Below are 12,670 nucleotides of genomic sequence, written 5' to 3'. Positions count from 1 at the left end.
TTCGGCCTTCCGGCGGTGTTGACTCTATCAGATCCTTTCGGGCCTGATTCCCAGTCAACCGGGGTTGTCTTCGCGGCTGTTGGGCCGTTCCGACGTCTCAAACTTTAGCGGATTCTCCCGGCAGTTCCTAATCGGGCCGTTTCCGGTCGCGACAAGATCAGGGAAATGAATTCGGGCGTGCCGAAATCATCCCCGGAGGGAGATCGTGCAGGTGGTTTGAGTGGCCGCGTGAGCGGCGGGAGTTGCTGTCGCAGAACCGTTACGGCTCGGCGGCAACCCGAAGAACCTTACGGATCGGGCAGGCGACTGTCAACCCACCCCGGTCGGAGCCACGGCACCCCTCTGTCCAGAGGGAGCCGAGGGTCAGTCGAGGTCGGTGAGGCGGCCGCCCGCGTCGGGCTGGGCGTGCTCGACCCGGCGCAGCAGCCGCGTGAGGACCTCGCCGAGGACACCGCGCTCCACGGGGGTGAGGTCCTGGAGGAGGTCGTCCTCGAAGACCGTGGCGAGGCGCATCGCCTCCAGCCACTTCTCCCTGCCCTCCGCGGTCAGCTCGACGATGACGCGTACCCGGTTGTTCTCGTCGCGCTCGCGCGTGACGAGGCCTTCGCTGACCATGCGGTCGATCCGGTGGGTCATCGCGGCGGGCGTGAGGCCGAGGCGCTTGGCCAGGTCGCCGGGGCCCATTTGGTACGGGGCGCCGGACAGGACCAGGGCCTTGAGGACCTCCCACTCGGCGTTGCTGATGCCGAGCGTCGCGGTCTGGCGGCCGTAGGCGACGTTCATGCGGCGGTTGAGGCGGCCGAGGGCCGAGACGATCTTCTCGACCTGGGGGTCGAGGCCCTGGAACTCCCGCTGGTAGGCGGCGATCTGCTCTTCGAGTGTCGGCTCTGTGGGGCCGGGGGTATCGCCCATGGCCGCAGTATGGCACGGGGTCGCTTGCCGTCGAAGTCCTTCGATGTGTATTGTTTAGATCCTAACTTTAGCTTCGAAGTCTTCAGTCCTAAGGCAGGTGAAAGTGAACAAGGCGATGGGCGCTGCGATGGGCCGGATCCACGTGGGCAACGCGCTGAGTGCGTTCGGTCTCGGTTTTACCGTCCCCTTCTTGTACGTGTACGTGGCGCAGGTCCGGGACCTGGGCGCGGTGACCGCGGGCCTCGTGCTCGCCGCGTTCGCCGTGGCCGCGCTGATCGTGCTGCCCTTCTCGGGCCGTGCGATCGACCGGCGCGGTCCCATGCCCGTGCTCATCGCCGCGCTGTCCACCGCCGCCGTCGGCGCGCTCAGCCTGGGCCTGTCCTCCAGCGCACCGTTCGTGCTGCTCTCGGCCGGTGCGCTCGGAGCCGGTCAGGCCGTGATGCAGCCGGCGCTCGCCACGATGATCGTGGAGTGCTCCACGCCGGGCACCCGCTCGCGCGCCTTCGCCACGCAGTTCTTCCTGCAGAACCTGGGCCTCGGCATCGGCGGCCTCATCGGCGGGCAGATCGTGAAGCACGAGCGGCCGAGCGACTTCACGCTGCTCTTCGCCATCGAGACCGTGATCTTCCTGGTGCTCATCGGCGTCATGCTGACGGCCCGGATACCCCGCTCGGCGCGCATCGCCGACGCCACGCCCCAGGCCGGCGGCAGCATCAGGGACGTATTCCGCAACCGCGTGATGCTGCAGCTGTGCGTCCTCGGCTTCGTGCTGTTCTTCGCCTGCTACGGCCAGTTCGAGTCCGGCCTTTCGGCGTACGGAGTCGAGGCCGCCGGGATATCCCCGTCCACGCTCGGCATCGCCCTGGCCGCCAACACCGGCGCCATCGTGATCGCGCAGTTCGCCGTCCTGCGGTTCGTCGAGCGCCGCAAGCGCTCGCAGGTGATCGCCGCCGTCGGCCTCATCTGGGCCGTGGCCTGGATAGCCGCCGGGTACGCGGGGCTGGGGCACGGCAGCCAGGCCATGGCGACCGCCGCGTTCATCTCGACGTACGCCCTCTTCGGGCTCGGCGAGACGATGCTCGCGCCGACCGTCGCACCGCTGGTCGCCGACCTCGCGCCGGAGTCCATGGTCGGGCGGTACAACTCCGCCTTCGCGCTGGTCAAGCAGCTCGCGCTCGCGGTCGGCCCGGCCGTGGGCGGCCCGATGGGCGCCACCCTGCACGCTCCGTACATCGTGACGTTCCTGCTCTTCTCGCTCGGCATCACGGTGCTCGCGCTGCGCCTCGGCAAGCACCTCAGCCCGGCGCAGAACCACCCGCATCTGCAGAAGAGCCGCGTGGTGGCGCAGGGCGCGCCGGACGCCCCGGAGACCGTGACCGCCCACTCCTAGGAGCGGGCTCCACGAGAACCGTCGGCTACGCGCGCGGGAGCGCGAACTCGCACCAGACCGCCTTGCCGCCCCCGGGCGTGCGCCGTGAGCCCCAGTTCGAGGCGATCGTGGCGACGATGGCGATGCCCCGGCCCGCCTCGTCGGCGGGCTCGGCGCGGCGGCGGCGCGGCAGGTGGTCGTCGCCGTCGGTGACCTCGATGATCAGGCGGCGGTCGGTGCGGCGCAGCCGCAGTCGCATCGGCGGGGTGCCGTGCTGCAGGGAGTTGGCGACGAGTTCGCTGGCCGCGAGGACGCCCAGGTCGTGCAGTTCGGGCGGGAAGCGCCAGCTGGCGAGGACGCCGGTGGCGAAGGCCCGCGCGCGGGGCGCGGCCTCCACACCGCCGAGGAGCTCCAGGGCGGCGTTGCGGAACAGGTCCGCGTGCACCCCCGTGCGGGCGGGCTGCTGCAGGACGAGGACCGCCACGTCGTCGTCGTGGTCGGCGGTCACGCCCAGGGCCCGGATGAGGCGGTCGCACATCACCTGGGGCGTGCCGGTGGCCCCGGCCAGGGCGCGCTCCAGGGCGGCCACGCCCTCGTCGATGTCCTCGCTGCGGCGCTCGACCAGGCCGTCGGTGTAGAGCACGGCGGTGGAGCCGGGGCCGAGCGGCAGGGAGCCGGAGGCGTGCAGCCAGCCGCCGGTGCCCAGCGGCGGGCCCGTGGGCTCGTCCGCGCGGTGGATCGTGCCGTTCTCGTCGCGCACGAGGATCGGCAGGTGGCCCGCGGAGGCGTAGGCGAGGTTGCCCTCGTTCGGATCGTGCACCGCGTACACACACGTCGCGATCTGGCTGGCGTCGATCTCCGAGGCGAGGCCGTCGAGGAGCTGCAGGACCTCGTGCGGCGGCAGGTCGAGGCGGGCGTACGCGCGCACGGCCGTGCGCAGCTGGCCCATGACGGCCGCCGCGCGCACCCCGCGGCCCATGACGTCGCCGATGACCAGGGCGGTGCGGCCGCCGCCGAGGGTGATCACGTCGTACCAGTCGCCGCCGACCGCGGCGTCCGTTCCGCCCGGTTGGTACGTGGCGGCGATGCGCAGGTCGTCGGGCTGCTCCAACTCCTGGGGCAGCAGTGAGCGTTGCAGCGTCACGGCCGTCTCGCGCTGGGTGCGCTCGCTGGCGCGCAGGCGTTCGGCGGCCTCGGCGTGGTCGGTGACGTCGGCGGCGAAGACGAGCACACCGCCGGAGCCGTCGCCCGCGGGGCCGCCGAGCGACAGCGACACGGGCGTGCACGTGAAGGTGTAGGACCGGCCGCCGGGCGCCTTGCGGGACTTGACCGTGCGCGGCTTGGCGCTGCGCAGGACCTGGTCCAGGAGCGGCAGCAGGCCGACCTCGTCCAGCTCCGGCAGCGCCTCGCGCGCGGGCGCGCCGACGGGCCGGGCGCCGAACGCCGTGGTGTACGCGTCGTTGACGTACGCGATGCGGTGGTCCGCGCCGTGCACGAGGGCGACGAGGGCCGGGATGCGGTCGAGGACCTCACGGGCCGGGAGTTCGTCGACCCCGGCGGGCGTGTCCGAGAGGCTCCGCGTGTCCGCGAGGCGCTCGGCCCGGGCCGCGGGGACGGAGCTCTCGCCCAGCTGTGCCGGGGAACCGTCGGCTTTGGTGCGCGCCGCGGCGCGGCGCTGTGTTCCGGGGAGCCGGGCGCTCCAGCGCGTGAAGTTCACTGCGGTAGGCCTCGTGGTGTCGCTTCTGGATCGGGCGGGGGTGTGCGGCCGGGGGTCCGGCCGGTGGCGCGGCGGCTGTGGGCGCCGCCTCCCGGGAAGACACAGCATGGCGTGGAGCGGACGATTTCTCTTGGGTGTGCCCGTCTTGGGTGTGCCCGCCCATCATGGTCACACGTCCAGTCTGGCCGACGGGACTGACATCCGTCAGACGCCGGACCCGCCCGGGGAGTTCCTGTCGGAGGTCTCGGGGGTCATCGGGACTCCTTCGGGCGCTCGCCCCCGGCTGCGAGTTCGAACTCCGCACGCGGGTGCTCGAGCGACCCCAGGGAGACGATCTCGCGTTTGAACAGGCCGGAGAGGATCCATTCGGCGAGCACGCGGGACTTGCGGTTGAGGGTGGGCACCCGGCTGAGGTGGTAGACGCGGTGCATGAACCAGGCAGGGTAGCCCTTCAGCTTGCGTCCGTAGACGTGTGCGACCCCTTTGTGCAGTCCCAGGGACGCCACCGAGCCGACGTACTTGTGCGCGTACTTCTGGAGGGGCCGCTTGCGCAGGGTCGCGGCGATGTTGTCGCCGAGGACCTTGGCCTGGCGCACGGCGTGCTGGGCGTTGGGTGCGCACTCCTTGCCGGGCTCGTCGGCGGTGATGTCGGGGACCGCGGCGGCGTCGCCCGCGCCCCACGCGTGCGGCGCGCCGTCGACGGCCAGCTCGGCGGTGCACTTCAGGCGGCCGCGTTCGTTCCGGGGCAGGTCGGTGGCGGCGAGCAGGGGGTGCGGTTTGACGCCGGCGGTCCACACGACGGTGCGGGTGGGGAAGCGGGCGCCGTCGTCGAGCACGGCGACACGGTCCTCGCAGGATTCGAGGCGGGTCTCCAGGCGTACGTCGATATTGCGTTTGCGCAGCTGGCTGACCGTGTACTTGCCCATCTCCGCGCCGACCTCGGGCAGGATCCGCCCGGACGCCTCGACGAGGATCCACTTCATGTCGTCGGCCTTGACGTTGTGGTAGTACCGCGAGGCGTAGCGGGCCATGTCCTCCAGTTCGCCGAGCGCTTCCACGCCCGCGTATCCGCCGCCCACGAAGACGAAGGTCAGGGCGGCGTCGCGGACGGCGGGGTCGCGGGTGGAGGAGGCGATGTCCATCTGCTCGATGACGTGGTTGCGCAGCCCGATGGCCTCCTCGACGGTCTTGAAGCCGATGCCGTAGTCGGCGAGGCCGGGGACCGGCAGGGTGCGGGAGATCGAGCCGGGCGCGAGGACCAGTTCGTCGTACGTGATGTCGAGGGGGCCCGCGCCCTCCTCCACGGTGGCGAGGGTGGTGAACGACGCGGTGCGCTTGGCGTGGTCGACGGAGCGCACCTCGCCGACGATCACCCGGCATTTGTCGAGAACACGGCGCAGCGGTACGACGACGTGGCGCGGTGAGATCGAACCGGCCGCCGCCTCGGGCAGGAACGGCTGATACGTCATATAAGGATCTGGGGAGATCACGACGATCTCCACCGCGCCCTGCTTGAGCTCCGGCTTCAGTTTCCGCTGGAGGTGCAGCGCGGTGTACATCCCGACGTAGCCACCACCGACAACGAGAATGCGCACAGGTTCCGTCACCATCCCATGACGCACCCGCACTTCGTGTTTGTCCACAGGCTCGACAATTTGTATGACAGGAAGTCGCTGTCGGCGCCGCGCCGCCCGGCTGTCGGGGCCGGTGGAATGTGCGCAGGTCAGAGGGTGATGGCAGGGTGGTGTCGCAGGGGGCAATCGGGTGGGAAACGGTGCGTACTCCGATCGGGGGGCGCTCTGTGCGGAACCCACCTCTTCTGAATTGACTCTGGCTCAACTATGTTCGTGTGACGTCGGGGTGTCGGGGGATGCGCTCGTCGGGTCCGGTTTGCCGGACTCGTGGAGGAGCTTCGCCCGCACGCCGGTCATCGATGGCGGGGAGTGTCTCCGGGGGGAGACGTCATTACCGGGGGAACGTATATGCACATTCAGGACTCTCACTGGACTTCCGCGACCGCGTCGGCAGCTGCCGTCGCCACCGGCGGAAACGGCCGCGATCTGGCGGACGGAGCGCGTTCGGCACCGCTGCGCGTGGACGCGCAGCGGAATCTCGAACACGTGCTGCGCGCGGCGCGTGAGGTATTCGGAGAGCTGGGGTACGGCGCGCCGATGGAGGACGTGGCTCGCCGCGCCCGCGTCGGCGTGGGAACGGTCTACCGCCGCTTCCCCAGCAAGGACGTACTGGTGCGACGGATAGCCGAGGAGGAGACCTCCCGGCTGACGGAACAGGCACGGGCGGCGCTCGGCCAGGAGGACGAGCCGTGGTCGGCGCTCTCGCGCTTCCTGCGGACGTCGGTGGCTTCGGGCGCCGGGCGGCTGCTGCCGCCGCAGGTGCTGCGCGTGCAGACGGACGCCGAGGGCGCCGAAGGCACCGCGGGTGCGACGGGACCGGCGGGCATCGCCGGGACGGTCGGCTCGGCGGAGGCCCGGGTGCCGCAGCAGCGGCAGGTGCCTTCGCTGTCCGGGCCCGAGCTGCGGCTCGTGGAGCAGCGGCCGGCACCCGCGGCGGAGAGCGACGACGCCGGAGCGGCGGCGCTGCTCGAAGTCGTCGGACGGCTGGTGGAGCGGGCGCGTGCGGCCGGTGAGCTGCGCGCGGACGTGACCGTGTCGGACGTGCTGCTCGTGATAGCCACGGCGGCGCCCTCGCTGCCGGACGCCGCGCAGCAGGCGGCGGCCTCGTCGCGGCTGCTCGACATCCTGCTCGAAGGGCTTCGGTCCCGGCCCGCATAGCCGTTCACGTGGGACATTCGGGCCCTGACGAGCTCTGACGAGCTCTGAATGCTCAACTCCCGTACTCTTCACGGGAGTTGAGCATTCCCCGAATGAGTGAACGCTAGCGCTCCATTGCGGGAACCCGCCCCGGACGGGTGGTTGCTCGTCTTCGCTATTCGATGGAGCGCGACCGTGTGGCACTCTTGCCCGGTGTTCGGGTCCGAGTGTGCATGCGGAGGCTTTCCGCGATGAGTGTTGACGGGCGGGACGAGCCCACCCCCGGTGGGGGTGAGTCGAGCGGGCTGCCTCCCCGACAGGTGCCGAACCAAGGCGGTCCCGGTGGCAGTGGCGGGGCCGCGGGCTCCGGCGCCGCGGGTGATCCGGCGGGCGGTGGCTCCGGCGGGTCCGGGGCGGCCGGTCCCGATCCCAGTGTGCCGACGCAGCGGGAGCGCGGGTCGGAGGCGGTTCCGGGAGCCGGTCCCGGCGGTGGCCCGGCGGGCGGTTCCGCCGGGGGCACGGAGTCCGTGCTGCCCCCTCCCCGCATCGGCCCCGACGTACCGCCGTCCGACGCCGACCTCATCGAGCGCATGCGCGCGGGCGACGACTCCGCCTACGCGGAGCTGTACCGCAGGCATGCCGAATCGGTACGGCGCTACGCCCGCACCTGCTGCCGCGACGCCCACACCGCCGACGACCTCACCGCCGAGGTGTTCGCCCGGATGCTGGGAGCCGTGCGCTCCGGGTCCGGCCCCGAGCACGCGGTGCGCGCCTATCTGCTGACCACGGTGCGGCGCGTCGCCGCCGGGTGGACGAAGTCCGCGAAACGGGAGCAACTGGTCGACGACTTCGCGGTCTTCGCCGCGCAGGCCGCCCGGGGCTCCGAGGTGTCCGACGACGACACGGTCGACCTCGGCGCGGACGTGCGCGCCATGCACGAGGCCGAGCAGTCCCTGGCCATGCAGGCCTTCCGCAGCCTGCCGGAGCGCTGGCAGGCCGTGCTGTGGCACACGGAGGTCGAGGACGAGTCCCCGAGCGACGTCGCCACGCTCTTCGGCCTGGACGCCAACGGCACCCGCGTGCTGGCGAGCCGCGCCCGCGAAGGCCTCAAGCAGGCCTACCTCCAGGCCCATGTGAGCGCCACCCGCACCGAGAGCGAGGAGTGCGCGCGCTACGCCGACCGGCTCGGCGCCTACGCCCGCGGCGGCCTGCGCACCCGCGCCGAGCGCGGACTGCGCAAGCACCTGGAGGAGTGCGCCGACTGCCGGGTCGCCGCCGGTCAGATCAAGGAAGTCGCGAGCAGCATCCCCGCCGTCGTGCCGATCGCCGTCATCGGCTGGTTCGGTGCCGCCGGGTACGCGAAGGTGGCCGCCCTCATCGGCGGCGGCGTCGCGGGCGCGGGTGCGGCGGGGGCCGCCGGGGCCGCGGCGGGCGGTGCCGGTTCGGCCGGGGCCGGGGGCGCGGCCGCGTCCGAGGGGCTCGGCGCGCCCGCCAAGGCCGGGATCGCGGCGGGTGTCGTGGTCGCGGCCGGGGTCGCCGTGGCGATCGCGCTCGCCGGTGACCCCAAGCCCAAGGAGGACCCGCCGAAGGCGAAGGCGCCGGTCTCCGCGCCCGTCGTACCGCGCGATCCGCCGCCCCCCAAGCCCGAGCCCAAGCCGGAGCCCCCCGCTCCGAAGCCCAAGCCGCCGCCACCGCCCAAGCCGAAGCCGACGCCGAAACCCACCCCCAAGCCGACGCCGAAGCCGACCCCGAAGCCGAAGCCGCCCCCGGAGAAGCCCAAGCCCAAGCCGCCCCCACCGCCGAAGCCGAGGCCCACACCGCCCAAGCCGACCCCGAAGCCACCGCCCCCACCGCCGCCCGCGCCACGGGTCTTCCAGTGGAACCAGCTGGAGTACGGCCTCAACGGCGACGGCACCAAGCCCGAGATGCGGCTCGGCGAGAGCAGTTGGGTGTGGCAGCGCTGGGGCATGTCCATCGACGACAAGCGCTACGGCCACGGCGTCACCGTCCACGGCCGCTCCTCGGTCACCATCGACCTGAACCGCAAGTGCTCCTCCTACGAGGCACTCGTCGGCGTGGACGACATGACGATGGGCCTCGGCAAGGTTCGCTTCTCCGTGTACGGCGACGGGGTGCCGCTGTGGCGCTCCCCGCTGGTCAAGGGCGGCGACGCGGCGGTACCGGTGCGGGTCGGCCTGACAGGACGCAAGACGATCCGCCTGGTCGTCGAGCCCCACACGCCGTTCTCCTCGACGGCCCTGGCGGACTGGGCGCAGTCGCGGCTGTCCTGCGTCTGAGTCGCTGGGGCGGCGCTCGCGCCTGAGGTGTCGGGGCGGCCGTGCGGTCGGCGAGCCGACGTCGAAGTGACGGCGCGGGTCAGTCGGACGTGGCCGTCAGGTGCTCCAGGGCCTCGGTCATCGTCATGCCGCTGCCCGCGGTGCTCTCCCGCTCGTACGCCGCGTCGCCGAGTGCCGCGCGGGCTGCGCGGGCCGTGTGCTCGGCCTCCACCCGGTCCGGCATGGGGCGTTCGTAGCCGTCGCGCCAGTGGGCGGCGAAGGCCAGGAGGCGGGTCGCGCGGATGTGGTCACCGGCCTGGGACGTGAGGACCGCCGCGGCGTCCAGCAGGCCCGCGACGACCATCTCCGAGCAGCGGCTGCGCAGGGCCTCCGGCAGCACATCGGCGAGGACGGCGAGCCCGGCGCCCGGGCCGGACTCGGCCGCCGTGATCCGGGCGTCCACACCGCCGAGGCCCGCGGCGAACTGGGGCGGCAGCGTGCCGCGCTCGGACGCCTCGCGGGACTCCACCCACAGGGCACGGGCCCGCGCCACGTCGCCGTCGTGCAGCGCCATCTCGGCGCTCATCAGGCGGACGAAGGCGCGGGAGTCCATGACCCCGTACTGATCGCCGGCCGTGTTGGCCTCCTCCAGGCCCTTCACGGCGAGGTCGACGTCACCCGAGCGGTAGGCGATCTCCGCGAGGCGGGCGAGCAGGAAGGGGGCCTCGGCGTACGCGCCGACCTCGTAGGCGAGCCGCAACGCCTCCCCGTACTCCTGCCGGGCTTCCTCGTAGCGACTGCGGGCCATCGCCGCCTCGCCCGCCGCGCTGCACACCTGCGCGCGCAGCCACCGGTCGCCCACGCGTCTGCTCAGGCCCCGCAGCTCCGCCAGGTCGTCGTCGACCCCGCCGAGGTTGCCCTGGCGGTCGACGCTGGTGTGCACCCGGAACATCAGCGTGATCGCGACCTCCCAGTCGCCGCCGAAGCGGCGGCAGTTGGTGACCGCCATGTCCAGGTACCGCAGGACGTCGGCGCCCCAGCCCAGGGCGTCGCCGAAGTAGAGCGTGAAGGGCCACACCAGGCCGGGGAACCGGCCGCTCTCGGGCACCGGGCGGATGAACACCTCCCGCACCCGCTGGATGTAGTCCGGCTCCAGGCCGCCGTCGAGCATCTCCGAAGGCCTGGACTCCACCGTCAGGAACAGATGCAGCATCCGCAGGCTCATACGGGGCCAGAACACCGGGGCGTCCTCGTCCGCGAGGTCCGCTTCCAGGCCCGCGGCGCCCGCGGCGAGGGACGAGACACCCGCCCCGGACTCGTCGGGGGTGCCCGGCGGCAGCGTCAGGGCAAGGACGCGGCCGACCCACTCCGCGCCCTCCCCGCGGTAGTTCCGCAGCCACCAGAACCAGCCGAGGCCCAGGACAAGGGCCGTGGCCAGCTCCTCGTCGCGGGACTCCACGGAGCGCTGCAGGGCCGCACGGAGGTTGTCCAGCTCGGTCCCCAGCCGGTGGATCCACGGCAGTTGCTCGGCGGAGCGGAGCAGCGGCTCGGCCGTCTCGACCAGCGCACGGAAGTACGCGCTGTGCCGCCGCTCCGCCTCCGCGCGCACCTCAGGGGTCTCGGCGGCGCGCTCCGTCGCGTACTCGTGAATGGTCTCCAGGAGGCGATAGCGCATCCCCGGGCCCGCGCCGCCGGAGCGCCCGCCCTCCCCCGCCGGGTCGTACGCGTCCGCGACGACCAGGGACTTGTCGACGAGCGCGCCGATGAGGTCCGCGGCCGACCCGGAGCAGACCGCCTCGGCGGCCTCCAGGTCCCAGCCGCCCGCGAAGACGGACACCTCGCGCAGGACCGTGCGCTCGGCTGCGTCCAGCAGGTCCCAGGACCAGTCGACGACCGCCCGCAGGGTCTGCTGGCGCGGCAGGACCGTACGGGAACCGCTCGTGAGCAGCCGGAAGCGGTCGTCCAGGCGGTCGGCGATCTGGCGGGGCGTGAGCAGCCGCAGGCGGGCGGCGGCCAGCTCGATCGCCAGTGGCAGGCCGTCGAGGCGGCGGCAGATCTCCGCCACCGACTCCGCGTCCCCGGCCGCGTCGAAGCCGGGGCGCACGGCCTCCGCCCGCTCGGCGAACAGGCGGTGCGCCGGGTCGGGCGGGAGCGGCTCCACCGGGCGCACGCACTCGCCCGGCACGCCCAGGGGCTCGCGGCTGGTCGCGACGATCGTGAGCCCCGGGCAGCGGGTGAGCAGGGTCTCCGCCAACTCGGCGGCAGCGCCGATGACATGCTCGCAGTTGTCAAGGATCAGGAGCAGGCTGCGCGGGGCGCAGTACTCGACGAGCAGGGCGAGCGGGTCGCCGTGCGGCATCGTCAGCTCACTGGTCATCAGCACGGTCTCGCGCAGGCCGAGCGCGCTGACGACCGCCCCGGGCACCGCCTCCGGCCGGTCGAGCGGGGCGAGCTCGGCCAGCCACGCGCTCGGATGCCCGGCGGCGGCTTCCTCTGCGAGGCGGGTCTTCCCGGAGCCGCCCGGTCCCGTGAGCGTGACCAGACGTGCCCTCCGCATATCCGAACGGATGGCCCCGAGTTCAGGTTCCCGCCCCACGAAGGAAGTCAGCCGGGGCCGGAGATTTCCCTGGCGTTCGGTGGGGGGACGGGGGGTTGTGGGGGGTGCGGTGCTCTCGCTGTCTGTGGTGGCCGTGGTGGCCGTGGTGGCTACAGCGTCCGCGGTGCCCTCGCTGCCTGCGGGACGCGAGGGTTGGAACCCGGCCGCACCGCCCTCACCCTCGCCCCGCGGGTCGCCCTGCGCGTTGCCCTGTCCCTTGCCCTGCGGCTCCCGCCGCTTCGTCGGCTCGGCCAGCAACTCCGCGTGCAGGGCGCGCAGTTCCGGGCCCGGATCGGTGCCGAGTCCCTCGGCGAGGGTGCGGCGGGCTTCCTCGTACGCGGCGAGGGCGTCCGCGCCGCGGCCCGCGTCGCGCAGGGCGCGGATGAGGAGGGCGCGCAGGGCCTCGTCGTACGGCTGGTCGGTGGTCAGCGCCTTCAGTTCCGGTACGACGTCCGGGGCGTGGCCGAGCAGCAGGTCCGCCTCGACCCGGGCGCGGGTGGCCTCCTGGCGGCGGGCCTCCGGGCGGGTGGCGGCGGTGCGGTCGGGGAGGTCGGCGAGGGCCGGGCCGTGCCACAGGGCGAGGGCCTCGCGCAGGAGGCGGGCGGCAGTCGCCGGGTCGCCGCGGTCCAGGGCTGCGGTGCCCTCGCGGGTCAGGCGTTCGAAGCAGTGCAGGTCGACTGCGTCGGGCGGGGCGATGAGGCGGTAGCCGCCGGGGCCGGAGGCGATGGTGTCCCGGCCGAGGGCCCTGCGGAGGCGGCCCACGAGGGCCTGGAGGGCGGCGGGGGCGTCCGCCGGTGGAGTGTCCGCCCAGATGTCGTCGATGAGGGCGTCGACCGGGACCGTACGGTCGGCTCTCAGAGCCAGGGCAGCGAGCAGCGAGCGCAGGCGAGGGCCCCCTACGGGCAGGGACGCCCCTTGGTCGTCGTGCGCCTGCGTGGCGCCCAGGATCTGGTACCGCACTGGGTCATTGTGGCCGGTGGGGGCGACTGCGTCGCGGGGATTGCTGGCGGGGCGCCTTGGGGGGTGGGG

At 73.0% G+C, this 12,670-nt stretch carries 7 protein-coding genes; 3 read left to right on the top strand and 4 right to left on the bottom strand.

Annotated elements, in window-relative coordinates; all coding sequences use genetic code 11:
- Nucleotides 1-363 precede the first annotated feature (363 nt).
- Nucleotides 364-912 (bottom strand): MarR family winged helix-turn-helix transcriptional regulator, encoded by a 549-nt coding sequence (locus ACZ6AA_RS37780; protein WP_030362703.1) that lies wholly within the window; start codon nt 910-912, stop codon nt 364-366.
- Between the two features lie 115 nt (nt 913-1,027).
- Between ACZ6AA_RS37780 and ACZ6AA_RS37775 the strand changes: the two genes are divergently transcribed.
- Nucleotides 1,028-2,302, top strand: a complete 1,275-nt coding sequence (locus ACZ6AA_RS37775) for an MFS transporter (protein WP_468454269.1) — start codon at nt 1,028-1,030, stop codon at nt 2,300-2,302.
- Nucleotides 2,303-2,327: 25 nt separating this feature from the next.
- On the opposite strand, the gene ACZ6AA_RS37770 is transcribed toward ACZ6AA_RS37775, so the two are convergent.
- Together ACZ6AA_RS37770 and ACZ6AA_RS37765 are read right to left on the bottom strand one after the other, a co-directional pair.
- Nucleotides 2,328-3,998, bottom strand: a complete 1,671-nt coding sequence (locus tag ACZ6AA_RS37770) for an ATP-binding SpoIIE family protein phosphatase (RefSeq protein WP_471462978.1) — start codon at nt 3,996-3,998, stop codon at nt 2,328-2,330.
- A 251-nt stretch (nt 3,999-4,249) separates the two neighbouring features.
- Nucleotides 4,250-5,608, bottom strand: a complete 1,359-nt coding sequence (locus ACZ6AA_RS37765) for an NAD(P)/FAD-dependent oxidoreductase (RefSeq protein ID WP_468453528.1) — start codon at nt 5,606-5,608, stop codon at nt 4,250-4,252.
- A gap of 372 nt (nt 5,609-5,980) precedes the next feature.
- Between ACZ6AA_RS37765 and ACZ6AA_RS37760 the strand changes: the two genes are divergently transcribed.
- Together ACZ6AA_RS37760 and ACZ6AA_RS37755 are read left to right on the top strand one after the other, a co-directional pair.
- Nucleotides 5,981-6,790 carry a TetR/AcrR family transcriptional regulator gene (locus ACZ6AA_RS37760; protein WP_468453529.1) on the top strand — a complete coding sequence of 270 codons (810 nt, stop codon included), beginning with the start codon at nt 5,981-5,983 and terminating at the stop codon, nt 6,788-6,790.
- 230 nt (nt 6,791-7,020) lie between these two features.
- Nucleotides 7,021-9,066: a sigma-70 family RNA polymerase sigma factor gene (locus ACZ6AA_RS37755; RefSeq protein WP_471462975.1), complete on the top strand. Its 2,046-nt coding sequence runs from the start codon at nt 7,021-7,023 to the stop codon at nt 9,064-9,066.
- A 79-nt stretch (nt 9,067-9,145) separates the two neighbouring features.
- Here the strand turns inward: ACZ6AA_RS37755 and ACZ6AA_RS37750 are convergent, their stop codons facing one another.
- Nucleotides 9,146-12,601 carry an AfsR/SARP family transcriptional regulator gene (locus tag ACZ6AA_RS37750; protein ID WP_471462973.1) on the bottom strand — a complete coding sequence of 1,152 codons (3,456 nt, stop codon included), beginning with the start codon at nt 12,599-12,601 and terminating at the stop codon, nt 9,146-9,148.
- Between the last annotated feature and the right edge of the window lie 69 nt (nt 12,602-12,670).

The organism is Streptomyces sp. NPDC040610 (assembly GCF_055594065.1).
This window is presented reverse-complemented; position numbering and strand designations above follow the sequence as displayed.

Bases quoted from the DNA above. Each gene is read 5' to 3' on its own strand.
- ACZ6AA_RS37780 (WP_030362703.1), bottom strand. From the start codon at position 912: ATGGGCGATACCCCCGGCCCCACAGAGCCGACACTCGAAGAGCAGATC.
- ACZ6AA_RS37775 (WP_468454269.1), top strand. From the start codon at position 1,028: ATGGGCGCTGCGATGGGCCGGATCCACGTGGGCAACGCGCTGAGTGCG.
- ACZ6AA_RS37765 (WP_468453528.1), bottom strand. From the start codon at position 5,608: ATGGTGACGGAACCTGTGCGCATTCTCGTTGTCGGTGGTGGCTACGTC.
- ACZ6AA_RS37760 (WP_468453529.1), top strand. From the start codon at position 5,981: ATGCACATTCAGGACTCTCACTGGACTTCCGCGACCGCGTCGGCAGCT.
- ACZ6AA_RS37755 (WP_471462975.1), top strand. From the start codon at position 7,021: ATGAGTGTTGACGGGCGGGACGAGCCCACCCCCGGTGGGGGTGAGTCG.